General features: G+C 37.6%; 24 protein-coding genes. 13 read left to right on the forward strand and 11 right to left on the reverse strand.

The annotated features are described in order from the left end of the window. Positions 1-7 precede the first annotated feature (7 nt). Together moaA and fad_RS05640 are read left to right on the forward strand one after the other, a co-directional pair. Entirely contained in the window at positions 8-955 is a 948-nt protein-coding gene (moaA, locus tag fad_RS05635) for a GTP 3',8-cyclase MoaA (RefSeq protein ID WP_009886247.1), read from the forward strand. A 3-nt stretch (positions 956-958) separates the two neighbouring features. Further along, positions 959-1,195 (forward strand): MoaD/ThiS family protein, encoded by a 237-nt coding sequence (locus fad_RS05640; RefSeq protein ID WP_009886248.1) that lies wholly within the window; start codon positions 959-961, stop codon positions 1,193-1,195. A 15-nt stretch (positions 1,196-1,210) separates the two neighbouring features. On the opposite strand, the gene fad_RS05645 is transcribed toward fad_RS05640, so the two are convergent. Further along, positions 1,211-2,662, reverse strand: coding sequence for a gamma-glutamyltransferase family protein (locus tag fad_RS05645; RefSeq protein WP_081142529.1), 1,452 nt, complete (start codon positions 2,660-2,662; stop codon positions 1,211-1,213). Between the two features lie 129 nt (positions 2,663-2,791). On the opposite strand from fad_RS05645, the gene fad_RS05650 reads away from it, so the two are divergent. The 4 genes from fad_RS05650 to fad_RS05665 all read left to right on the forward strand — a co-directional run bounded on the left by fad_RS05650 (position 2,792) and on the right by fad_RS05665 (position 6,661). Next, the gene (locus tag fad_RS05650) at positions 2,792-3,358 is read left to right on the forward strand and encodes a DUF4382 domain-containing protein (RefSeq protein ID WP_081142531.1); all 567 of its coding nucleotides are present in this window, start codon (positions 2,792-2,794) and stop codon (positions 3,356-3,358) included. A 67-nt stretch (positions 3,359-3,425) separates the two neighbouring features. Next, complete coding sequence (locus fad_RS05655; protein WP_081142533.1) at positions 3,426-5,069, forward strand: oxidoreductase; 1,644 nt, start codon at positions 3,426-3,428, stop codon at positions 5,067-5,069. Between the two features lie 45 nt (positions 5,070-5,114). Then, a complete protein-coding gene (purE, locus tag fad_RS05660; RefSeq protein WP_081142535.1) occupies positions 5,115-5,585 on the forward strand; it encodes a 5-(carboxyamino)imidazole ribonucleotide mutase in 471 nt (156 codons plus the stop codon). Then, complete coding sequence (locus fad_RS05665) at positions 5,582-6,661, forward strand: 5-(carboxyamino)imidazole ribonucleotide synthase (protein ID WP_081142537.1); 1,080 nt, start codon at positions 5,582-5,584, stop codon at positions 6,659-6,661. The genes purE and fad_RS05665 overlap by 4 nt, the downstream gene beginning before the upstream one ends. A 21-nt stretch (positions 6,662-6,682) precedes the next feature. On the opposite strand, the gene fad_RS05670 is transcribed toward fad_RS05665, so the two are convergent. The 4 genes from fad_RS05670 to fad_RS05685 form a co-directional block, all read right to left on the reverse strand. Continuing rightward, on the reverse strand, positions 6,683-7,195 hold the full coding sequence (locus tag fad_RS05670; RefSeq protein WP_009886254.1) for a hypothetical protein: 513 nt from the start codon (positions 7,193-7,195) through the stop codon (positions 6,683-6,685). Positions 7,196-7,274: 79 nt separating this feature from the next. Then, positions 7,275-7,952 carry a DUF3834 domain-containing protein gene (locus fad_RS05675; protein ID WP_009886255.1) on the reverse strand — a complete coding sequence of 226 codons (678 nt, stop codon included), beginning with the start codon at positions 7,950-7,952 and terminating at the stop codon, positions 7,275-7,277. Positions 7,953-8,176: 224 nt separating this feature from the next. Beyond that, positions 8,177-8,443 carry a nucleotidyltransferase domain-containing protein gene (locus tag fad_RS05680; RefSeq protein WP_081142539.1) on the reverse strand — a complete coding sequence of 89 codons (267 nt, stop codon included), beginning with the start codon at positions 8,441-8,443 and terminating at the stop codon, positions 8,177-8,179. Further along, the gene (locus tag fad_RS05685) at positions 8,397-8,786 is read right to left on the reverse strand and encodes a HEPN domain-containing protein (protein ID WP_236940554.1); all 390 of its coding nucleotides are present in this window, start codon (positions 8,784-8,786) and stop codon (positions 8,397-8,399) included. Before fad_RS05685 ends, fad_RS05680 begins: the two co-directional genes overlap by 47 nt. A 559-nt stretch (positions 8,787-9,345) precedes the next feature. Between fad_RS05685 and carA the strand changes: the two genes are divergently transcribed. The 5 genes from carA to fad_RS05710 all read left to right on the forward strand — a co-directional run bounded on the left by carA (position 9,346) and on the right by fad_RS05710 (position 17,514). Beyond that, complete coding sequence (gene carA / locus fad_RS05690; RefSeq protein WP_081143165.1) at positions 9,346-10,398, forward strand: glutamine-hydrolyzing carbamoyl-phosphate synthase small subunit; 1,053 nt, start codon at positions 9,346-9,348, stop codon at positions 10,396-10,398. Beyond that, a complete protein-coding gene (carB, locus tag fad_RS05695; RefSeq protein ID WP_081142543.1) occupies positions 10,395-13,550 on the forward strand; it encodes a carbamoyl-phosphate synthase (glutamine-hydrolyzing) large subunit in 3,156 nt (1,051 codons plus the stop codon). The genes carA and carB overlap by 4 nt, the downstream gene beginning before the upstream one ends. A gap of 195 nt (positions 13,551-13,745) precedes the next feature. Beyond that, positions 13,746-15,140 carry a transposase gene (locus tag fad_RS05700; RefSeq protein ID WP_081143156.1) on the forward strand — a complete coding sequence of 465 codons (1,395 nt, stop codon included), beginning with the start codon at positions 13,746-13,748 and terminating at the stop codon, positions 15,138-15,140. A gap of 17 nt (positions 15,141-15,157) precedes the next feature. Continuing rightward, positions 15,158-15,787, forward strand: coding sequence for an endonuclease III domain-containing protein (locus fad_RS05705; RefSeq protein ID WP_048074116.1), 630 nt, complete (start codon positions 15,158-15,160; stop codon positions 15,785-15,787). A 134-nt stretch (positions 15,788-15,921) separates the two neighbouring features. After that, positions 15,922-17,514: an amidohydrolase gene (locus tag fad_RS05710; RefSeq protein ID WP_081142545.1), complete on the forward strand. Its 1,593-nt coding sequence runs from the start codon at positions 15,922-15,924 to the stop codon at positions 17,512-17,514. A 2-nt stretch (positions 17,515-17,516) separates the two neighbouring features. Here the strand turns inward: fad_RS05710 and fad_RS05715 are convergent, their stop codons facing one another. The 5 genes from fad_RS05715 to fad_RS05735 all read right to left on the reverse strand — a co-directional run bounded on the left by fad_RS05715 (position 17,517) and on the right by fad_RS05735 (position 22,500). Then, positions 17,517-18,305 carry an MBL fold metallo-hydrolase gene (locus fad_RS05715; protein WP_081142547.1) on the reverse strand — a complete coding sequence of 263 codons (789 nt, stop codon included), beginning with the start codon at positions 18,303-18,305 and terminating at the stop codon, positions 17,517-17,519. Between the two features lie 47 nt (positions 18,306-18,352). Then, positions 18,353-18,640 carry a ferredoxin family protein gene (locus fad_RS05720; protein ID WP_009886264.1) on the reverse strand — a complete coding sequence of 96 codons (288 nt, stop codon included), beginning with the start codon at positions 18,638-18,640 and terminating at the stop codon, positions 18,353-18,355. Next, positions 18,641-19,834 (reverse strand): NAD(P)/FAD-dependent oxidoreductase, encoded by a 1,194-nt coding sequence (locus tag fad_RS05725; protein ID WP_081142549.1) that lies wholly within the window; start codon positions 19,832-19,834, stop codon positions 18,641-18,643. It lies immediately after the preceding gene. Then, positions 19,827-21,653: an FAD-binding protein gene (locus fad_RS05730; protein ID WP_009886266.1), complete on the reverse strand. Its 1,827-nt coding sequence runs from the start codon at positions 21,651-21,653 to the stop codon at positions 19,827-19,829. Before fad_RS05730 ends, fad_RS05725 begins: the two co-directional genes overlap by 8 nt. Before the next feature lie 106 nt (positions 21,654-21,759). Beyond that, positions 21,760-22,500, reverse strand: coding sequence for a hypothetical protein (locus fad_RS05735; protein ID WP_081142551.1), 741 nt, complete (start codon positions 22,498-22,500; stop codon positions 21,760-21,762). A gap of 144 nt (positions 22,501-22,644) precedes the next feature. On the opposite strand from fad_RS05735, the gene fad_RS05740 reads away from it, so the two are divergent. Beyond that, positions 22,645-23,070 (forward strand): CBS domain-containing protein, encoded by a 426-nt coding sequence (locus fad_RS05740; RefSeq protein ID WP_081142552.1) that lies wholly within the window; start codon positions 22,645-22,647, stop codon positions 23,068-23,070. 1 nt (position 23,071) lies between these two features. Then, the gene (gltA, locus tag fad_RS05745) at positions 23,072-24,196 is read left to right on the forward strand and encodes a citrate synthase (RefSeq protein ID WP_081142554.1); all 1,125 of its coding nucleotides are present in this window, start codon (positions 23,072-23,074) and stop codon (positions 24,194-24,196) included. Positions 24,197-24,438: 242 nt separating this feature from the next. Here gltA and fad_RS05750 read toward each other — a convergent pair whose 3' ends face one another. After that, complete coding sequence (locus fad_RS05750; RefSeq protein ID WP_081142556.1) at positions 24,439-25,554, reverse strand: RNA-guided endonuclease InsQ/TnpB family protein; 1,116 nt, start codon at positions 25,552-25,554, stop codon at positions 24,439-24,441. Positions 25,555-25,563 lie beyond the last annotated feature (9 nt).

Genomic DNA, 25,563 nt, shown 5'->3' on the forward strand with positions numbered 1-25,563 from the left:
AAATTATATGTTAAACAGTGTGCATTCAGGGCTGCTTTATGATAACTTTGGCAGGCCAGTAAATAGTATGAGAATCCAGTTAAATGCCATATGCAATTTTCACTGTATATTCTGCCACATGGAAGGAACAGAAAGGAGCATGCAATATATGACTCCAGAACAGATTGAAAATGTTGTAGCTGTAGCAGCAAGCCACGGTGTAAATAAAATTAAATTTACAGGAGGCGAACCGCTTTTAAGGGAAGACATACTGGAAATTGTCAGGAGGACCAGAAAGCATATTACCGGAAATATTTCATTAACAACCAATGGAGTGGAACTTCCTAAACTGGCAAAGGGACTTAAAGAGGCCGGGCTGGATAGGGTAAATATATCTATGCATGCAATAGATGAGTACAATTTCCATTTTATAACAGACACAAAGAAAAACTTTCTTCCCATAGTAAAACAGGGAATACAGGCTGCCAGGGATGCGGGTCTTGGGCCTATAAAAATTAATTTTGTGCTTATGAAAAATATCAATGAGGATCAGGTTGATGGAATGATAAAATTCTGTGCTGAAAATGATTCTACCCTGCAGTTAATAGAATTCGAGGCTAACAGGGAAAAGGAGCATAGTGAGGAGTATCTTAAATATCACGTTCCACTTGAACCCATAGAAAGGAGAATACAGAAACAGGCTATGGATGTGGAGCACAATCCATTGCATAACAGGGAGAGATACACAGTTAAAACCGATTATGGAGAAGTAAAGATAGAATTTGTAAAACCCATGCGAAATAAAGATTTCTGCAAACATTGCACCAGATTGAGGCTCACGGCTGATGGCCAGTTCAAGACCTGCTTATTAAGGGAAAATGATTATTTCGACATAAAAGATATGCTCGGTGATGAAAGTGAAATTGATAGCATGTACAGGAAAGCTGTAGAGGCAAGGGTGCCATACTGGAGGTAATAGATGAAGATAGTAGTTCTTTATTTTGCCCATGTGAGAGATATAACCGGGTTGCCGCAGGAAGTTTTTGACCTTGAGACAGGCAACATGGATCTGTTAAGGGAAAAGATTTTCAGCAAATATCCACAGTTGAGAGCCATTAATAATTTGCTCATATCAGTAAATAATGAATATTATTCCGGGCTCCCGCTCAATGAAAATGACAGGGTTGCATTTTTCCCCCCTGTAAGCGGTGGGTAACCCTGATTTACAAAATTATTTAAAGTATTTTTCCTTCATATAATGTAGTAGCCCATCGCCCCTGGGATCAACACCAGCTTCTGAATCAGAATCAATTAATATTCCCTGGGCATGGCCCATCATATCGTTAAGGTCATCAACCGGTTCATAGTGGTTAAGCCTCAATGTACTTTCATAATAAACCTTTGAATCACCGTAAATAGATGCGGGGTATGCAAATCTAGGGTAAGCTATAGCATCCGGCATATTGCCTCCGAGGTCAATAATCCTTGAAAGTATCTGGACATTGACCTGTGGCTGGACATCACCTCCCATGGTTCCTAAAATTATATCCTTTTTTCCAGAGGCAAGGATGCTCATAAGTGTGTGGAATGTTTTTTTGCCAGGTTTCAGGCTATTTTTATTTTCACTGTCAAGGGAAAAATAACTGCCCCTGTTGTTCATATTTATGCCTGTTCCCTTAATGCTATGCCCTGACCCGAAGCCCATATAATTGCTCTGTATAGCACTAATCTCTATTTCACCATCGAAAATTGAATATGCAGTTGTATCGGAAAGATTGGATTTCTGATTTCCCGGTTGATCATTATCCGGTTTCATGTCATCTATGTTTTCCGGTAATTTCACGCCATCGTATACGTACTTCCTGCGAATATTGTACGCGTCATGCATGGTTTTTATCAAAGTATCGTAATATTCCTGGTGCTCCATGCCCGCAAGATCATAGGCATTCAGGTCTCTTAGCCATACAGATGCTGTCAATCCCTGGCTAACAGGTGGATTTGTATAAACATTATACCCCCTGTAATTCACCCTTACCGGTTCTGTGATAGAGGCTTTGTAATCTAAAAGGTCTTTTTTTGTGATAAGTCCGCCCTTTTCCTTCATATCGGCCTCTATTTTATCAGCAATGTTACCGTTATAAAATGAATCTAACCCTTCCGTTACCAATGTTTCAAGAGTATTGCCAAGGCTTTTCTGTACAAGCCATGAGTCAGTGCCCTTATAAATATTATTAAAATCTTCATCCCCTCCATCGAACCGGTTAATTGCTCTTACAAGTTTTCTGCTTGGTTCGAAGCCATCCTTTGCGAACTGTATTGCCCTCTTAAAATTTTCACCTATGCCCATCACGGATTTTTCCGCAGCAATTTTCCATGAAGCTACAAGTCCGGGAATTGAAAATGACGAGAGACTGCCTCTTTTTGGTATCTCCTGATAGCCATTTCTGGAATAAAAATCGATGCTCGCTGCGGATGCTGCATACCCGCTTGCATTGATGCAGTAATATCCATTATCCTTTATTGTGGCAAATAAATCCCCTCCAAGCCCGTTAAAATGGGGCTGGACGACAACGAGGGCAGATGATGAAGCAAGCATGGCGTCGTAGGCATTGCCTCCCCTTTCCAGTGCTTCCATTCCCGCCATTGTGCTCAACGGGTGGCTTGTGGCAACATTATATTTCATAGTGCAAATATTTATTCAAACTATATAAATAATTTCAATAAGGTTCCATACGTTAAAGTTAAAATTCAGAACTTTTTATCGCTATAAGTAAATATAAACACTTATATACTAAAATTTCACTTTAAGCTTATGAAATCAAAAAAATTGATGTCAGTAATAGTGGCAATTATAATAATTGCAGTGATAGCAGGCGGTAGCTACTACGCTTATCATTATGAAACCACCGGAACTATGAAAGTAAGTGCAGCTGATACGCCCACAAATCTTATTGGAGTTATGGATGTGAATGTTACATTCAGTGCAATTGCATTGCACTCCGATAAAGTATCCTCAAACTCAACAGGATGGACAAACTACTCACTGCATGATAAGACTGTAAATATAATGAATTTAAATGCAAGCAACGCGGCATTTCTGTCTAACCTGTCTGTACATGCTGGCTCGTATAATCTGATAAAGATATACATCAAAAATGTAACTATATATGTAAATACGTCTGTAACAAGTTTATTTGGAGCAAACGCAACAGTTAGCTTGCATCTGGCACATGATTTTGCTCTTGTGGTTCTTGTACATCCAGTGACAGTATCTGCACATTCAACTACAAGCATAGTAACAGATTTTAACCTCTCCAACAACATACATGTATCAAGCCATACATTTAGTATGAGCGCAACAGTAGATGTTGTTTCTTAATTTTTATAAATTTTTTATTTCATTGAAATACACAAAAACTTTATTTTAATTATTTACTTCTGAACAGATGAATCCTTTTGAAAAAGCGAATATTGGTGGAGCAGAAATTAAAAACAGATTTGTCATGGCACCCATGATTTCTAACCTTTGCAATCCAGATGGAACTACAAATGAAAATCATATTAGATACCTGGAGGAAAGGGCCCGTGGTGGCTTCGGGCTAATAATCACTGAATACGCTTATGTAGATGACTCCAATGGAAAAGGCTCGCCAAACGAAATGGGAATATTTTCCAGGTCACAGTTGCCAAAACTGTCAAGATTGACTGAAAGAATACATTCAGCAGGTTCAAAAATATTTGTCCAGCTTGTACATTCCGGAGGAAAGGCAAATCCCCATTATAACACCGGTAAAATATTCGCTCCTTCCAGCGTTGATTATATCGGAAGTATACCTGAAGAAATGACAAAAGATGATATCAAAAAAGTGGAGGAGAAGTTTGTAAACGCTGCTGAACTTGCATACCGGGCCGGATTTGATGGAATAGAACTCCATGGTGCGCACGGGTACCTTCTTCAGGAATTTATTTCACCGGCACTGAATAAAAGGACTGATGAATATGGCGGTTCTGTAGAAAACCGGATAAGGATAATAAATGAGATTTCCAGTGCTATAAAATCAAAACTCAATATGCCTTTAGGAATCAGGCTAAGCCTCTATGAGGATGACGAGGATGGTTATGATGCTGATTACGGAATAGATGTGGCATCCAGGCTGGAAAATATGGACTATGTGCATTTTTCTTCCGGGAGGTTTGCACCACCGGGGTCTTCTGCCTCTTTCTACTATGACAACGTGCATATAGGTGCAAAGCTTAAGAAAAAACTTGATAAAAATACAATGCTTGTAGGTTCCATAAGATCCATGGAAGATATAGAAAAAGCTTTAACCGTTTCTGATTTTGTTGTACTGGGCAGGCAGGCCCTTGCAGATCCATATACGCCTGTAAAAATTAAAATGAAAATGCCATACAGGGTATGCATAAGATGCAACCAGGCATGCAGAAATCTGGCCAACGCAGAAGTTAGATGTACCATTAATCCGTACACAGGAATTGAAGAGACAATACAACCTGGCAGGAAATACCATGGTGAAATTGCTATAGTTGGTTCTGGAATAAAAGGGCTGGAAGCAGCCTTATACTCTGCAAACAAAGGCTTCAAACCTATTATATATGAAGAATCAAGCTTTGGAGGGCAATTCAACGAAATAATTGATAAATACAAAAAACGTGATTTTACGCCACTGATAGAGTATTACAGGTCAATGCTTGAAAAGTATGGAATAGAAATAAGGCACGAATCCTCAAATACAGGAATATTTTGCCTTCCTGATAAGGTATATCCGGATATTCTGGATATGGGGGATGTATCAATTGATACGAATATATACAGATATTTCGATGATGCCCTGAGAATAGCTGAAAAAAATAAGGTTATTATGAGCAATAATTCCCTTAATAGCCTTGAGAGGTCAAGGGTAACCGGGTACCGGAGGCTAGCAGAGAAAGCAGGAATAGAATTCAAAGATATGGATCACTATGATTTCAAGTTATATGACAGCAGCCAGTACGATATACTTGAGGCCATGAAAAGCGGTAGAAGGGTTATTGAAAACTATATTCTCGAAAACGAAACAGAATTCCTGTAAAAATTTAAACCATCTAAATTTTTATTAGTGTCATATTAATGATGAATCATGAAAGTTGCAGTTATAATGGGAAGCAGGTCAGATTTTCCCGTAATGCAGGACGCAGTTAATGAGTTAAAAAATTTTGGCATTGAAGTGGAATACAGGATTGTATCCGCACACAGGACGCCGGAATTTATGCTGGAATATGCCAGTAATGCCATAAATAATCATATAGAAGTTATTATAGCTGGAGCAGGCGGAGCTGCACATTTGCCAGGCATGGTGGCTTCAATGACAACGTTGCCAGTTATCGGGGTTCCGGTGCAATCAAAGGCATTGAACGGCATTGATTCTCTTCTCTCAATAGTGCAGATGCCCCCAGGAGTTCCTGTAGCTACAGTGTCCATCAATGGAGCGAGGAACGCTGCCCTCCTTGCAGTAAGGATTCTTTCAATAAAATATCCTAAAATAAAGGAAATGCTGCAGGCATTTATAGACAACCAGCGGGATACAGTTTTAGGTGATAAACTATGAAAGTTGGAATTATTGGTTCCGGGCAACTCGGATATATGATGATAAACACTATGAGAAGATACCCCATAGAATTTTATGTGATAGATGATAATAAAGGCCCATCCGCTTTTATTGCCGATAAATTCTTTGATGTTTCACAGTATAAAGAATTTGTTGATTCCTGTGATTATGTAACCTACGAATTCGAACATATCGATAAAAATATACTGGAATATGCAGATAGCAAAGGAAAATTAAGGCCTTCTATTAAGGCGGTTGAGCTTAAACAGGACAGGTCACTTGAAAAGAAATACCTGAAAGATCATGGATTTCCCATAGCAGATTACGAATATGCAGAAACTTACAGGGATGCGTTTAATAAGGCAAAAAATTTTGGCAAAGCGGTAATAAAAAGCTGCAAGGGTGGCTATGATGGGAAAAATCAGTATTTTATTGATAACAGTTCCAGATTTGAAGAACATCCTGATATTCCGTACGTGGTGGAAAAATTTATTGATTATGAATATGAAGCTTCTATTATAGCGGTCCGGGATGCAAATGGCAAATTTTACCATTTTGAACCATCATTTAATTACAACCAGAATGGAATACTAATTTACAATATCTCCCCCATAGGCAACACCATTGAGATGATCGATATTGCGAAAAAACTTATGGATTCCCTGGAATATATAGGTGTCATGGGAATAGAATATTACGTGGTGGATGGAAAAGTTATAATCAATGAGTACGCACCACGGGTTCATAACACAGGCCACCATACTTTAACCGGCAGTTCTATTTCCCAGTTTGAAGAACATATACTGGCTGTTGCTGGAATGAATATAGTCCGGCCTGATCTGTTTGTGCCCTCCGGAATTGTAAACATTATAGGAACTGATATTAAAGAAAAGATAGGGCCGGTATTAAACCTCGGGAATACAAATATTTACTGGTACCATAAAAATGAGGTGCGGGGAAAGAGAAAAATGGGACATGTAAATGTATATGGCGAATCATACAATGCCGTTGAACAAAAAATAAGAGAAATAATAGAAATACTGTACGGAGATAGACTTGAAGATTTTATTCAATAATTTCAAGAATAATTTTCTTTATTAAAGCAACATTACGGCCTTTACTCCTCTGGCTTTTTTAATGCCGTTAAGCACATCTCCTGTTATGGTATTTGTTGTGACAATAATTGCACGCGGATTGTCCACGAGGTCAGGGTCATCGGCTATGAACTGCCTTACTGATATGCCACTCTCGGCAAGTACATTCATTACGCCTGCTATAATACCGGGCATAGATGCATCCGTAGGGATAATTTCAATCACTCCGAATCCCATCTTTGAGCCAGAATTTTCAAAATTTGACATGGGCTCAAGATTGCTGAAAAAATCAAAAAGCTCAGGGTCATTTATAATTTTCTGGATCATATTGACAATTACCCTTCGATCAACATGGAAAGCCCGGGCTATTGAATTTGGCTTAATCTCAATTGATTCACAGAATAACTTCGGCTCATCATATAGAATTTTTACCGATATGCCTATTTTAAGCATTTTTTGCACCACTTTCTTTTCCGCCGGGTAATTATCGAATACCTTGTTTATGTAGTCCCACATAAAAGCTTAATGTAAATGAAGTATTTAAAAATACAATATAAAATATTAATTTTTCAAAGTAAATTATTAATTTTTATCTTCACTGGGAAGAATATTTTTTAACTAAATTTACAAAAACGTCATAATTTTCCGGTTTGTGGACATTTAAATTAGAGTTTTTCATAGTGTTAGCTACGAATTCCACAGGGAATTGCATGGGTAAATGTTCCACAACAAATTTTGCTGCCTCTTCGGGCTTTTCTTTTAATAGTTTAATGCCCAGATTATACGCATCAACAAATTCCTTCTCGTTATTGTATACAGTTGCTCCGCAACTTCCCGGGATATTTACATTTATCTTCTTCATGTATTCTTCTATGCTCACGCCTGAATTATCAATAGCGGGCACGACTACGGTATCTACCTTATTGGAATTCAGTGCTCCCATCAGGTCACTCATATTTTCAAAATATTCTATTTCCACATCCTTTTTGGATTCACCAACGTATGCACGGAAGAGAATATCAGCGGCTCCACCCTTTCTGGTCATCCCTACCTTATATCCAAGTTTAGGGGCAACCCTTGATAGCCCATTTATGGTTACATAGTCTATTGGCAATCCACTCTTCACGAGAGAGACAGTTGAATCCAGAACAACATCAGGCTTATCATTGCCTATTTCTGAAGATTTTTTGAATTCTATATCGATATCTTTACGTTCCATCATTGCTGCTACCAGAGGGTAGCAAACCGGTCCAGGTGCTGCTATAACTTTCATACCATTAAATTGCAACAATATTAATTAAGTTGCTGTCAATTTAATGGATAAAAATAAAATAAATATTATAAACAAAATTCCAGCAGCATCTTTACTTATTGTTATTAATCTATTTTATATAATTTAATTAAATTATTAAATATTTCATAGTTGCCAGCAAGGATTTTGCTATTTTTTATTATTTCTTCTATTATTTTTCTTCTGCCTTTTGCCATTTCGTATATCTAATTTATTGTGAAAACACGCGGTTCTATATCAATTGGCATATGAGGGTCCATGAATTCTATTTCACTTCTGGTTGAATCTGTAATTATTATAACATCGGCATCTGAAAATGGAGTACAATCTCCTCTGGCCAGGGAACCAATCAATATAGTCAGCAATGAACCTTTTTTGATTGAATTATTTCCATATTCAATGAGTTTTTCAAAGATAAAGGGATAATTAATCTCGAATGTTTTTGCTGCAGAATTCAAATATTTCCTTTGCATAATTTAAACACCTCTTTGCGTCTTCTATTGAATAGTACTCAAATGGCGAGCCTTCACTGTAATAATCGGGGTATCTTGAACCTATATACACTCTATCGAGCTCCATTGCTCTGGCAATTATATTATTATCAATATTGAATTCCGTTAGTTGCGATAACATCCTTGATACGGACTGGTTCCATATTTCCTTATTTATTGAATGGTACAAGGCTATCACTGCTTTCTCAGCAGATTGCTGGGATGCAAAGCAAGCCCATTCGTATTTTTCATTATTTAATGAGCCTTCAGCCTCTTCGAGATCCCTTTTAGCCTGTTTTAGCCAATCCATCGATCTTGACGGCATTTACTAACTATAATTAAAGTCTTTATAAGCATTTCTATGATCTTTGTTGGTCTGCAATCTCTGTTTTTAAATAATTCAATTGCCTTATAGAAATTATCATGGTTCTTATGCGGTAATATATTTATTAATAAATTGACCGTTAAATAAAATAGTGGAATGCATGTTTTTGAACTAAAATTGGTGAATTAAAATATATAAATTCTGCAGAAACTGGAAAGTACTCGAAATTTAATGCCCCGGTAATAGAATAGCAGAATTATTCTTAACCAGGCATAGAGCAACATGGAAATAAGCGTGTCAAAATTTAGCAGTTGCAGGTGTATGCATTTTAAACTTTAATATGTTTTTACTATTTCATCCACATAACAGGCTTTGTGACTTTCGTGCTTAAAGAATTCGTGTAAAATCAGATATTCAAGGTAGGTTAAATATTGTAAATAATATATATAAAAATTATACAGTAGCCACATAGGAAATAATATAAATTCATACATTGGAACTATCAAAAAAAATAGAAAATGATATATTTAAAGTTGAAATTAGGTTTTTTAAGATTTACATGAAAAGATATTTATTACTGGAGGACGGCACAACTTATGAAGGCACTGGTTATGGCTATGAGGGCGAGACAAACGGTGAAATAGTTTTTACAACTTCAATGTCCGGTTATCTGGAAACTATTACCGATCCATCATATGCCGGTGAAATACTAATTTTTGCCTTTCCGGAAATTGCAAATTACCCCTTAAATCTGGAACATATGGAATCCAGTAAGGTGCAGGTTGCAGGAATTATTACAAAGGATGCACATGCTATTTTCTCCGGCGGAGAATCTGGAACAGGATTCAATGAGTTTTTAAAGCAAAACATGGTACCCGCAATAGACGGGATAGATACAAGGTCACTGGTAGAGAAGATAAGGGAATCTGGCGCAATTAAGGGTTATATAAGAAACAAAAATGAATTTCCGGATAAATTTGAAGATACCATGGATCTGGACCTGGTTTCCAGGGTATCAATTAAAAAGTATAAGTATTACAATTCAGGGCATAAAAAAGAGATACTCTTCATAGATGTTGGAACAAAAAATAGCCTTATTAAGAGGCTAAGTGAAACAGCTTCCCTGCACATAGTTCCATATAACTATGATTTCTTTAACATTAAATTCCACTATGATGCAATTTTTATACCCAATGGTCCGGGAAACCCGGATCACAGTTCTTTAGAGCCATTAAGGGCATTCATAAGGGAGAAGAGCAGCAGCATGCCTGTAATGGGTGTGTGCCTTGGGAATCAGCTTATAGCACTTTCTATGGGTGGCAAAACAGAGAAAATGAAATACGGGCACAGGGGAATCAACCATGCTGTGCTCATAGGAAACAGGGTTTACATTACATCACATAACCATGGATATGCAGTTAATGGAGATTCCCTGAAGGGCACATGCATGGAAATCTGTGGCACCGATATCAATGATGGTACGGTTGAAATGATAAAGCACAGGGAACTCCCGGTATTTTCTGTCCAGTTTCATCCCGAAGCATACCCGGGGCCCTACGATAGTACATGGTTTTTCAATGATATTAAAACAACTCTAGGTGAAAAAATATGAATTCAGACATAAAATGCACACTGGTTATAGGTTCAGGCCCAATAGTAATAGGCCAGGCTGCAGAATTTGATTATTCAGGATCTCAGGCCTGCCTGGCATTGAAGGAAGAGGGAATAAAGACAGTACTCCTCAATTCAAATCCTGCAACTATACAGACAGACAGAGAAATAGCTGACAGGGTATACATAGAGCCGGTAGACCCGGAAAGTGTGATAGAAATTATCAAAAAAGAAAAAATAGATTCTATACTTCCTTCAACCGGTGGGCAGGTCGGGTTAAACCTTGTTATCCTGCTTGAGAGGCTTGGAATACTTTCCTCATACAATATCAAGGTGCTTGGAACACCTGTAACATCAATAGAAATTGCAGAAGATCGGAAAAAATTCTTTAACCTGATGAAAAAAATTGGGGAGCCTGTAATAGAATCATATACACTCACAAAAAATGATTACAGGGATTTAATGCCTGGCATTAAAAAATATCCATTAATATTGCGCACGGGATTCTCACTGGGCGGATCAGGCGGCGTCATAATTAAGAATGTGAAGGAGTTGAGCGATTACTGTGATGATTATTTTTCAGTTCATGATGATATGGTAGAGCTTGACGAGTCGTTACTTGGCCTTAAGGAAATAGAGTACGAAATGATGCGTGACAATAATGGAAACTGCATTTCAATATGCAACATGGAGAATCTTGACCCCATGGGAGTACATACCGGTGAAAGCATAGTAACAACGCCATCACTCACATTGAGCAATGATAGTTACCAGAAATTAAGGACATCTGCTATCCATGTTGTCAATGAAATTGGTGTTATTGGATCCTGCAACATACAGTTTGCCCTTGACCAGGAGAAAGATGAGTATTACATTGTTGAAGTAAACCCGAGAACATCAAGATCCTCTGCACTCGCATCCAAAGCATCGGGATATCCAATAGCCAGGGTATCAACTAAAATTGCAGTAGGATATAACTTAAATGAGATAAAAAATCCTGTAACCAAAAACACATATGCTGCATTTGAACCATCAATGGATTACATAACTGTTAAAATTCCAAGGTGGCCATTCGACAAATTCTCAGTAAAGAGAGAGATAGGAATTGAAATGAAATCCATTGGGGAAGCAATGGGCATTGGCAGAATATTCGAAGAGGCTTTGATGAAAGCCATATCTTCGCTGGACATTAAACAATCTATACCCATGAGGTTATTTACATCTCCGGAAAAGACAATAGAACTGATGAAAGTGCCAAATGACCTGAGGTTATTTGCCATATTTGATGGATTATTCCAGGGCATAGGTGTGGATAAAATTTCAGAATTGTCAGGGTATGATAAATTTTTCATAGTGAAAATAAAAAATATTGTAGATGCCATGGAAACAATAAAAAGGGGTGTAATCCCTGAAAATATGGAGAATCTAAAAATGCTTGGAATTTCAGATGAAACTATTTCATATTATACCGGCATTCCACAAACTGAAATAATAAAATATAGAATTGAAAAAAAGATTGTTCCTGTATACAAAAATATAGATACATGCTCCGGTGAGTTTAATGCTGATACCACCTACCTCTATTCAGCCTATGATACACATAATGACAACAGAATAAGCAATAAAAAGAAAGTTATAGTCATAGGTTCTGGCCCTAACAGGATATCTCAGGGAGTTGAATTTGACTATGGTGCCGTTAAATCTATACTGTCATTGCGTTCAATGGGATACGAAGCTATAATGGTTAACAGCAATCCTGAAACTGTATCAACGGATTTTGATATATCTGATAAACTTTATTTTGAACCTGTTACCCTGGAACATATTTCTAATATTGCCAGTGCAGAAAAACCTGAGGGAATTATTATTCAGTTTTCAGGCCAGACCGGGCAGAATATGGCATCCGGAATATCGGAAATATTTAACAACATAATTCTGGGAACTAAGCCGGAAGATATATACAGAATAGAAGAACGTACGATATTCTCAAAGACCTTAAGGAGCCTTGGCATAAAACAACCAGATTTCATTGAAGCTTCAAATATTAATGAGCTGGAAGAAAAAATCAAGGGCATTAGCCTTCCTGTAATCATAAGGTCAAGTTTTATTATAGGTGGGAGGGCTATGGATATAATATACGACTATGATATTCTGGTTAGCCGTGTCAGGGAATTATTTATTGAACGCCCGGGCTCACCTGTCCTTGTAAGCAGTTATCTAAAAAATGCAACCGAAATTGATGTTGATTTTATTTCCTCAGCTGAGAAATCTATAATAGCGGGTATTTCTGTACACATAGAAGAAGCTGGAACACATTCCGGAGATGCGACAATGGTACTTGGCCCCGGTGTAGTGGATTCTGATACGCTGGAACAGCTCAAAGAAATAGTTGAAAAGATGAGGCAAAATTTTAACCTTTCAGGGTTATCCAATCTCCAGCTGGCAATAAAGGGCAGTGAAATATATGTTATCGAACTCAATGCAAGATCTTCAAGGTCTGTTCCATTCGTATCCAAGGCAACGGGAATTAACTGGATAGATTCTGGTGTAAAGGCCATGCTTGGAATTGAGCCGGAACTGAAATACTCTGAACCGGCATCATTCTTTATAAAAGTGCCTGTATTTCCATTCAAAAGGTTCAGGGATATGGATGTCATCCTCGGCCCGGAAATGAAATCTACCGGTGAGGCAATGTGTTGCGGAAAAACTTTCCAGGAGGCTATGTCCAAGGTAATAAGAATCATGAAAAGGGATTTTAAATTAAACTCTGTAATTATTACAGTAAATGATGCAGACAAGAATGAAGCCATAAAAATAGGCAGAAAACTCGCCGCAAAGAATGTTAAAATATATGCAACACCCGGTACATATAATGCCATGAAGGATGCAGGAGTAAAATCAAATGTTGTTTACAGGGTCAAAGATTTAAGGTCACCGGGAATCAGCGAAATAATAAAAAATGAAGATATATCAATGATAATCAATACGCCTTCAGAATCATATGGCTCTATAAGGGATGGGTTCTCAATCAGAAACCTCGGAATCAAGAAAGATATTCCGCTCATAACAAATATCAGGTTTGCATCCGAACTTGTAGATTCCATTTTACATGAAAAAAAGGCACAGGTAATGGAATTGACAGAATATTATTGATATAATATTTAATTAACATATAAATTTTAAAGGAAAACATATAAAGAATACAATTATTATGCTTCTATGAAAGATTTTAAAACCTTAACTCCACAAATTTATAGGGAATACATCCATTATTATTTTTAGTCATTATGTTTTTACAGTTATATAGCAATGCAAACATTAATATTATATATTCCCTATATAGGGTATATGGAAGAATGGGTAAAGGATGTACTGCAAGAAGAAAAAAGGAAAAGGAAGATTCCACTTGAGGTGAAGAGGCTAAACGGCAATTATTATTTATACCATTCAACAACTAAATATGATAAGGAAAAGCATGGTGCAAGGAAAGTATCTGATTACATTGGAAGAATTACAGAGAATGGCATAGTAAGCAATGACAATTCCAGGTCTGTGTATGAATATGGAAATTCAGAATTAATATACTCTGTATCAAAGGATATAATAAAACTATTGAAGAAATACTTCCCGGATACATGGGAATCAATATATGCAATGTCAGTGGTAAGGCTAATAAGCTATACACCGATGAAAAGCATTAAGGAAAGATGGGATAAACTGTACATGTCCAGATATATCAATGCGCATGTATCGCCCAATACATTGACAGACCTTCTTATTGAAACAGGTTCAGATATCAGCAGCCAGTATGATCTATTCAATGATTTAATGCACGATTCCATGAAGCTTGCATTTGATCTATCATCAATATTCTCAAGGTCAGAGAATATAAATATGGCAGAGAAGGGGCATAACCATGAGCATGAGTATATACCACAGATAAATATTGCAATGGTATTTGACTTAGATTACTATAAGCCTGTTTTCCTTAAATCATTGGATGGTTCTGTAAGGGATATAAAATCTTTAAGGAAGGTACTGGAAGAGATTAATTTTAATGGAGTATTAGTAATGGACAGGGGGTTTGCATCATATTCCTTAGCGGATGAAATAAATAATAAATTCATAATGCCATTGAGGAGGAATAATAAGATTATTGATTATAATGCTATATTCAAGTCAAGCTTCATGTACAGGGACAGGGGAATACTTTGTACATCATATAAATATGGAAAATATTATGTATACATATTTCAGGACCAGCTGTTGATGTCAGAGGAGGCAAATACATTCATATCATTGATAGCTGACAATAAGAAGAGCCAGGATGATTATAATAGTGCATCTAAAGTATTCGGCAAGATTGCAATATTGTCAAATATAGATGACAAACCTGAAAATATATACCTAATGTATAAGCAGAGGGAAGAGATAGAACAGTCATTTGATGCTATGAAGAATGAATTGGAAAATGACAAGTCATACTTGAGCAATGATGATTCCATAAGGGGATATTTCTTTATTTCATTTGTATCATTATACATATATTACTCAATATTTGTGTTAATAAGGGCCGCAGGATTGACTGATAAATTATCTGTAAAGGATGCATTATTAAAATATTCAAGGGTTTACAGGATTGTACACAACAGTAAGGAAATTATTTCAGAGGTTCCTGCATCATCCGAAAGGATAGATGAACAATTAGGTACAAATATATTCCCTAAAAAGTTGGGGAGTTAAGGTTTAAAAATATTTATATGAAAATCAGGGAGGTATCACCGGAACACCATTTTGAATTTACAGATTCACCGTTCTGGATACTTATAACAACTATACTTTCACACAGGACAAAGGATATTGTAACAGATCAGGCTGCGCGGTCCTTATATAATAAATACCATGATTCTGTGGGACTCGAAAACGCCGATCCTGCGGATGTAAAAGCCATTATAAAATATGTGGGGTTCAGCAATGTGAAATCACTGAGGATTATAGAGATTGCCAGAATAATTAACCATGAATATGGTGGAAAAGTGCCTGATACCCATGATGAGCTTGTGAAACTTCCGGGCACAGGAAGTAAAACTGCAAATATAGTGTTAACCCAGGGATTCAATATTCCAGCTATTGCAGTAGATACACACGTTTTCAGGGTGTCAAACAGAATCGGATTGGTACATACAAAGAATCCGGATGAAACGGAAGAGGCATTGAAAAGCATAGTGCCTCTTGAGTACCAGGTAGAATTTAATCCTGTTATGGTAGAATTTGGCAAAAATATCTGCAAACCCGTATCACCACGATGCAATATATGCCCGGTATCAGATTGCTGTGATTATTTTGCCCAGAAAAATACCGGCGATACCGCAATAAAATCTAAAAAATAGCACGGGTAAAGGAAAATGGTGAAACGAAAGGATAATAAATGGTATGTGTATTATTTGAATTAATAGAATTCCGGCAACGGTACCCCGATATATCCTTTCTCACAGGAACATTCAGGGAAGTCATGGTGGTATAAATGGAAAAATATGTTATAGTGGACAGATACTTTGATGGATATAAATGGGAGAATAATTCCACAATTTTTAAGGTTAAAAACGGGATTATAGCAGAAAAATATACTGCAAATAAGCAGGATATGGAAAACATCATGGAGAGTGGCAACGAAGTTCTGGATTTGCGTGGAAAATTTGTTACTCCAGGGTTAATAGACTCCCATGACCATTTTATGCTCACATCCCTGAAATTGAAATACCAGGTAGATTTCTCAGGTGTGCGCTCATTTGAAGATTTTCGGAGGGTGCTGGAGGAGAACAGAAACAAAATCGTACACGGATGGTTTCAGGGGTATGGCATTAATGAGTACAACATGAAAGAAAAGAGGTTGCCAGATATAAAAATTATTGACGAAATTATGGGAAACACACCGGTATTTATAACACAGATGACAGAACATTACGGCATCTGCAATTCCCGGTCCCTTGAAATAGCGGGAATAGATAGGAATACGGCAGACCCTGCAAACGGCAAACTTGGAAGAAATTCAGATGGAAATCCTGACGGGGTACTCTATGAGGCCAATGCAATGGACATGGTCAAGAGCAGAATTCCCGAATATACCTTAGATGATTATATTGAAGCAATAATATCCGGGTCTGAAATGTACAGAAAAGCCGGGCTTTCAACGGTAAAGGATATTGGTGGAACAGGAAACGATGTTAACGAAGAAACCAGAATCTGTGCTTTAAACCGGATAAGCAAAGAGGGAAACCATAAAATAAGAATTGCAGTGGCACTGCCTGTTTACTCGCTAAAGGATGTCAGCAGAAAAATTGAGCTGGCTAGCATATTGGAGGAAAATCAGCATATCATGTTTGCAGGGTTCAAGATGTTCCTTGATGGAAGCATATTATCCAGAACTGCGTGGATGAAGCATAGCTATGTGGGCAGCAAAGGCAATATGGGCATCCCCCTGTGGGACATTAAAAATTTCAGGGAAGGCCTCAAACAGCTTTCGGCTACCGGCCACCACATAAGCATACATACAATTGGAGACCGTGCTATTGAAACTGCACTGGATTCTATTGAGAAATTAAAAAGCTCCGGCATTGCATCCGCATATGCCCTGGTACACTGCTACAAGCTTGAGGAGAAAACAATAGAGAAAATTAAGAAACTTGATGTGGGTGTTGAAACACAGCTTGCCTTTGTGTATTTTATAGGAGACTCATTGAGTGACAATATAGGGCTCGACCAATCTAAATGCCTGTTTCCTGCAAAAACTATGGTTGAAAAAGGCATCAGGGTATCAAATGGTTCTGACAGCCCGGTGACACCATTTGACCCGCTATATGGGATATATTCATCTGTATTCAGAAAAACACTTACAGGGAAAAACTCTTCTGTTTACAGTAACAATGAATCACTTACCATTGAAGAGACGGTGAAAACATATACATCTGAAAGTGCAGCGGTAATTGGATGGAATGAAACAGGATCGCTGGAAACTGGCAAATTTTCAGATTTTACTGTCTGGGACCCTGATCCTGCAACAGCCGGGAAAAATATAGAAGATTATCTGCACATAAATCTTAAATCCATTACCCTTTAAGGTTATGGGTTTCCAAATTCTATTTCAGGTTTTTCTGCACTTCCGTAAACTTTTCCCATTATATTTTTATTATCATGGTTAAATATTATCGATATATTTTCATTTATAGCTTTTTTTAAGAGTTTTTTCTTCATCTTCAGTGTTTCAATGGGGTATGAATCTATGGCTGTGATATAGTATGGTTTCAGGTGGAATGATGATGGAAATAAATCCCCGCCATACATATATTTTTTTGAATTTATTTCAAAGAATATTACCATGTGCCCTTCCGTGTGCCCGCCCGTATTTATAGCTGTTATGTTGCCGGTAATCTTTCTGGAGCCATCAATAGTTTTAATTTTTCCATGAATTTTGCCAGGAATGTAACTCCCTCTTGTAAAGTCATTTGGATGCCTGAAGGCTTTTAGCTCTTTTTCCTGCATTATTATCTGCGAGTTCCTGAATAATTTATTTCCAGAGAATATATGGCCATTGTGGTCAAAATGCATGTGTGATAGTATAATGTTATCAACTCCCTTTATATGATAATCGTTTTCCAGGGAATCTGCAATGTCATTATTTTTCTCCGGCACGAATATTCTACGGAACCTGTCAGAAAAATTATTTCCGATCCCTGCATCCACCAGTATATTTTTATCGTTTACACGTAAAAATGGAATATTTGTTGTAATCCTTATTTTATTGTTATTATCACTGATATATTTCGACCATAATACTTTTGGAACTATACCGAAATAAGCTCCTGAATCAAGCTCATATGTGCCATCGTTTAAAAAATAGATTTCTTCCATAGTTAAATAGTATAAATAAAAATATTAATCTTTTTAAATTAACGGAATTACGCGTATCTCAACGCGATTCCTTTTCCGAATCTGGGATAGTTCCAGTCAATATTGTCATAGGGGCAGGCTATTCTTGAAGCACCGCATTCAACACAATTTTCATATCCTATGATTATCCTGTTGTTTTCCCATGTAAAAACATTTGCCGGGCAAATGGATACACACGGCTGTGGCTCGCCAAATCTCTCAGTGCATTCAAGGCAGGTATTTACATCCTTAATGCCAAGATGTGATTTATCGTCCTTTTTATATCTCAGTGTATATAATTTCTCTTCTGTTCTCATTTATCTCATCCTCATAACAAAACTCATCAGGTCAGGTATAATATTTCTATAATTACCTACCATGGTATTTCTAATTCCAATCAAATCTCCAGCAGCCCAGCCTTCAAGAAGGGAAGAAACCATGTTTATGTATTCTCCTGCTTTGTTGCTGGTCATGAAATCAGATTCCAATTTTCTTTCTTTAGCTATTTTTGAAATTTCCGGGTGTTTCATCAGGTTATACCGGTAAACTTCCTTATCGTAGTTCATAACAGCTGCTTCACCTGCAAGTGTTCCGGATGCTATAGCAGGGGTTATCCCATCAAATGTGAGCGGGTCTACAAGGCCGATTGCATCCCCACACAGGTATACATTGCCCTTTGCCACATTTGTTTCCGGGAACCCTCCTTCAGGTATAACCTTGGCTGAGTATTCCCTCAATGAGTATCCCTTCACCTTTTCCGCTATGCCCGTTGTTTCAAGGAATTTATCCAGCAGAGCCTCTGGCCTGATCTTCCTGTCAACAAGTTCCTTTATTGGAGAACCAATTCCAACTGCCAGGCTATCCTTGTAGGTGTACATGAATCCAGCAACAAGTGGATCTGACATAATCATTCTCCAGGACATGCCTGTATCGTCATCTGGAAAACCGAATATATTGTTCAGGTCTCCTTTTTTAATAGAGTATACCATTTTAACGGCCTGTACAGAGTTTGAAGGTGTCCAGTCAACATTTATTCCTGAGTTCATGGATACAAGGGCATTTACACCCTCTGCAAGAACGAAAGATTTTGCAGCAACATCTCCCCTGTCTGTTGTAAGTGATTTTGCAATCCCGTTCTCCCAGTTCAGCTTAAGTGCTGTGGTTTTTGGAATAATAGTAGCACCTGCCTGTTCGGATACAGATGAAAGCCATTTATCGAGTTTTAATCTTCCGGTTGTGACAAGCCCGTCAGGATGGAAATCAATATTTACAGGCTTATCTTTTTCGTACAGTGAAAGCTTCATGGTATCAACAGTTCTTTCATATGGCATGCCTTCCCCGAAAACAGATGTTATGTAATCCTTTCTGACCTCTGCACCTGAAACGTTCTTTGAACCGGGTTCAGGCCCCCTTTCAATAACAAGAACCTTCTTTCCTTCCGATGCCGCTTTCAGAGCGGCTGCTGATCCGGCTGGACCTGCGCCAACTATAACAATATCATATTCAAGCATTTAAATCACCAATTTTTTTAATCAGTTCTGGAACTATCTGGAATATATCACCTACAACTCCATAGTCGCAGTTTTCAAATATCTGGGCATCAGGGTCTGAGTTGATAGCTATTATTCTCTTGGAACCCTGTATTCCTACAAGATGCTGTATAGCTCCCGATATTCCCATGGCAATGTATAAGTTAGGCTTTATTGTTGTTCCTGTCTGCCCTACCTGCCTATCCTTTGGATACCAGTCAGAATCTGCAAGTGGTTTGCTTACACCCACTATTCCACCAATTTTCTTTGCCAGGTCTTCAGCTAATTTTATGTTGTCTTTATTTACAATTCCCCTTCCAACTCCAACTACAACCTGTGCGGCTGCAAGGGCATTGGTTTTTTCTATATTCTTGTAATCTGTGATTTTGAATCTGGAAACGGGTTTTTCCAGTTTGTCTTTAATTACCTTACCCTTAAAATCACGTTCTGGCAGTGCTGAGAATACGCCTGCCCTTGTTGTCACCATTACGGGCTTATTGTTTGGGCATATAATTGTAGATGTTTCCTTTCCACCGAAATCAGGCCTTGTTGCCTGCAACTGCCCTTTTTCATCAACATCAAATATAATGCAATCCGCTATTAACCCTGTGTTGACCTTTATTGCGGTTGTGGCTGCCAGTTCCCTGGAATTATATGTTCCCGGGAAAAAGAGTGAGTTCGGCTTATATTTATTAATCATCATTCCCAGAGCCTGGGTATAGATATCATTGTCATACCTCTTTGCATTGTCAGTTTCGCAGTAATAGGCTTCATCAGCTCCATACTTAAAGGCCTCATCAATCAGGTTCTCATCTCCTGTGCCGATTATAATTGCCCCCAGTTTAGTGCTCATCAAATCAGCTACTCTCCTGGCTGCACCAAGAATTTCAAGTGAGGTTTTGTTCAATTCACCGTCAAAATGGTCTATGTATACCCATATACTATCTTCAACCTTTGTAACCGGTTCAGGTTTTTGATATGCCTCCTCCATTGCCTTCATTCCTGTAAGGGAACCTTTGATCTTTGATATAAGAAAATCAACCGTTTTGTTTAAATCTTCATTTTTTATAATTTCTGGATTTCTCATTTTAGGCGGTGGCCTTACCCGTATAACTTTTGTGGGAGATGCTGCTAACCCGATCATTTTCGGGTCAGCGTTTATATCAGTTTTTGAATATCTGGTAACAGGGAATGTTATTGATTTAATCATGCCTTCAAGCGTGGCTTCCCTTGGACTGTTGGAATTTTCCGTAATTGTCGCAACAAATGGCATCTTGACCTCTACAGTTTCAGTATCAAATTCTGTAGTTCTCTGCAATCTGGCAATTTTTGTTTCCATATCTATGTCTATAATTTTATCGGTGTAAGCAACTTCAGGAATTCCAAGCCACATTGCTGTTTGTGGGCCTACCTGCTGTGTTTCCCCATCCAGGGCCCTCCTTCCGAATAAAATTATATCAGGCTTTCCTATTTTTTCAATGCTTCTGGATATGGTATATGATGTTGCCCATGTATCTGATCCAACCATAGCCGCATCTGTAACTAAATAGACATTGTCGGCGCCCATTGCAACGGATTCCCGGAGTGTAATATCACCCTTAGGCGGACCCATAGAAACTATTGAAACGGTTCCACCATATTTTTCCTTTAATCTGAGAGCCTCCTCTATGGCGTGCAAATCAGGAGGATTAATAATGGCCGGCACGCCCTCCCTGACCAGATTATTTGTTACCGGATCGATCCTTAAATCGTCGGCATCCGGAACCTGCTTTACAGAAACAACAATATTAATGCCTTTCATGAAGGTATATACAGAGTTCTATTAAAAATCTTTTCGAAAGGAAATAAGATTTTATTTAAAAGCGTAAAAGCAATCCATTAAAATTGTGTCAAAATGACAAAAATACTTAATTTTTAAAATATTTAAATGTGATTTTATTTTTTCTTATCATGTACAGAAAAATACCAAGCAACAGGGCAATAGATATTACGCTTAATATGATTTCATTAAAGGTGCTGCCGTAAATCTGGTTGAGGTAGAAAGAACTTAAAAATGGGCTTGCACCTATAACTAACCCGAAAAATGTTCCTGTAGCACATGCCGGGCATACACCTATGGCGCCTACAAGGGACAGGGGTGTTGCCTTCTTCAATTTTAGCCCCATAATTGAAAAGGCAAATATTGAACTGCCAAGTATTGATGCGCCTATTAAAGAAAGGACCTGAAAAGGGTAAATATATATGCCTATTATATGCGATTCATAAAACAGGAAATTAGGGGTAAACATTGGAAGTCCGTATACAAATGTAAGATAATGGTGGTACTTATATCCCGATGGCATGATATGTACCATTCCTCCCGCTACCATAAGAATAATGGTATAAATTGCAAGAATGGGGTAAAAATGTTTGAGCTTTGGAATAGAATAACGTGATTTTATGAACATATATATCGATATGCCAATAAAGAGGGCACCTAAAATGAATATAATATCATCCAGTGAGGTGTATAGCCTGGCAGTACTTGCAGATGCCAGGTAATTATATGATTCAGGGTAAAATAGGTATCCAAATTTTGAATAAAGCTCATAACCATTCAAAATTATAATAATGCCAACCATAAAGAGTATGAGACTTTTATTTTTCATACCAGCCCATAAAATTATAATTTATATATTTTATGGATTTTTCTCTATTCATTAATTGACGATATTTTATTGGTAAATTTCGTTTAATGCTGCCATTTTTTTACCAAACGTAATGTTTAAATTAAATCGTACCATGATTAGCCAATGACTCTCGAAATAAGTAATATCATGCAAAAACATCCTGCTTATATAGATGGTGCTTCAACTATATATGATGGGGCGAAGAAAATGACTGAAGAAAACAAAGGGTCTCTCCTGCTTGGTTCCGCCGAATCCATGAAAGGGATTGTTACGGAACGGGATATTATTAAGGCAATTGCCGGAGGAAAGTCTCTGACTGCACCGGTCGGGGACGTTGCAACAAAGGAGAACTTAATTGTTGTGCATGAGGATGACTCCATAACAAAGGCAGCTGTACTTATGAGCAAACATAATATAAGGCACCTCATAGTAAAATCGGAAAATGGTGCTGTAACGGGAGTTCTCTCTACAAGGGACCTGATGCGTGAGAGCTATACTTTGAAAGAATTGGCAAACGTAAAAAATTCAGATTGGTTTGGAAGTGATTAAAATGGCAGTAAGTTTGGGATTGGAAGATGTATTCATAAAATATACAGGGTTAACATTTATAGATGGAAACGCAGGCGTGCTAAGATACAGGGGATATGACATAAACGATCTTGTCCAGAATACTGGATTCGAGGAAGTGTGCTATCTCATGACCAATGGGGAGCTACCGAATAGCCAGCAGCTGGCAGAATTTAAAAAATCTGTTAAGGAACATTATAAGCTGCCTGACCATGTTATGGAATTAATATCTGACCTGCCAAGGGAAGCGGATACACTTACAATGATGGAAACCGCATTTGCCTCTCTCTCCTCAGGTGATTACCAGTGGAATAAGGAAAATGACAGAAAACAGGTTCCAAAAATCCTCGGGGAAAATTTGGGAATAATATCAAATATATACAGGCACAAGATGGGAATGGGACTCCAGAATCCTGACCCGAAATACGACTACGCCGAAGCATTTCTAAGGAACTGCTTTGGAAATGCTGATGAGAAAAAGATTTCTGCAATGAATGCTGCTCTTGTTATATACGTTGACCATGAGGTCCCTGCTTCTACAACAGCAGCCCTTGTTGCTTCTTCTACTCTTTCCGATATGTATTCATGCATAACAGCAGCTACTGCTGCACTTAAAGGCCCGCTGCATGGTGGAGCAGCTGAAGCGGCATATAAGCAGTTGCTTGACATAGGAAATGTTGACAATGTGGAGAACTGGTTCAAAACAAACATATTAGATGGCAAGAGAAGACTAATGGGATTCGGGCACAGGGTTTACAGGACATATGACCCGAGAATGAAAATATTCAAGAAACTGGCAACTACACTGGAACAGACAGATGAGCAGAAAAAACTCTTTGAAATTGCAGTGAAACTCGAGGAACTTGGTGTAAAGGAATTCGGTGGCAAAGGAATATATCCAAATACAGATTATTATTCCGGCATAGTTTTCAATGAAATCGGCTTCCCCATATACATGTTTACAACCCTGTTTGGATTTTCCAGGGTTCTCGGATGGCTTTCACATATAACAGAGTATGTAGAGGAAGAGGAGAGGTTAATCAGGCCCAGGGCAGTGTATACAGGACCGGACAAACGTGATTTTGTGAAAATGCAGGATAGAAAATAATCCCCTGTATTTTTCAGAAAACTAATTAACATTATATAATTTTGAAAAAGTTTTTTCCAGATGTTAACTTTATAAATGCCCGATTCAGGTTATAACTATATACAGATTTATACAATATTTAGATTTTGTAGATACTAAAAATTATAAAATTAAATTTTTCCTAGTTTTTATCATGCCTGAGGGCTTTTTTATCAATCTTTCCAACAGGTGTAAGTGGTAAGCTATCGGTCAACTACCCACAGCTAAAGCAGTGAGCTTGCAACCAGGGTGTCACAATGGACAAAAAAATCACCCGCTACAATAGGCTGGTTGGCAACAGCCCTGTTCCTGATATTGAGGGAAGCAATATAATCTGCTTCTCCCTTTAATCCACAGGAAATGCATTTAAATATAGATCTCTCAGGCCGATTCTTTTTAGATATAGTATGGCAGTTGGGGCATTCCCTGCTCGTGTTATGTGGGTCTATAACAATAACAGGTATTCCTGCTTCTATTGCCTTATACTCTATGAATAACCTGAGCTGGTAGAAAGCCCATGAATTATGAATATATCTATTTCCTTTCTTAACAGTTGTCCTCATTTTAATGCCGGTAAGATCTTCAATGGCAATTGCAGAAGAGGTGCCTTTGGCTTTATTTACTATTTCTTTAGATATTATATGGTTGGTATTGGTGGCAAATCTATGTTCCTTTCCTGAAAGTTTCTTAAGATGCCTTTTTGCTGATCTGGTATTTACTGATTGCAATCTGGAGCGGAGATCTAAATTGTGTTCTCTTACATTCTTGATCTCATCTCCGGAATAATATTTGCCTGTAGAATCTACGGAGATATTAGCAATGCCCATATCTACACCTATAACATTCTTAGGTTCTATAACTGGTTCTTCCTTTATATCAACGCTTACCATTAAATAGAAAATTTTATGCTTTCTTACAAGGTCACATTGGCCCCTTACCATATCAAAGGGTATATCAGCATATTTTCCAATGGTTATAGGTATTTTTATTCTTCCCTTAATGGTGTTAAGGCTTACTTCATCCATGCCTTTAAAACTCATAATTCTCTGGTCATATACAATGCTTCCGTATTCCCGGAATTCATGGAATATTGATCTATCAACCATATATGTGTCCACAACCTTTGCAATAACTCTTATGGTTAACTGTGCTGATAACCCGAATTTGTTTCTGATATCATAATATACTAATTTCTGCAAAGAGATTTTATTATATATTTTATTATCCCATGCTATTTTAGAGACAAAATTACATGCTTCATTGAACTTTTTAAATGTGTTAAGGAGTATATCTTTCTGATTATCCTCTGGAAGCAATTTGATTTGAAGGGTTTTAAGCACATTATTCAA

It is taken from the genome of Ferroplasma acidiphilum (assembly GCF_002078355.1).
Lineage (GTDB): Archaea > Thermoplasmatota > Thermoplasmata > Thermoplasmatales > Thermoplasmataceae > Ferroplasma > Ferroplasma acidiphilum.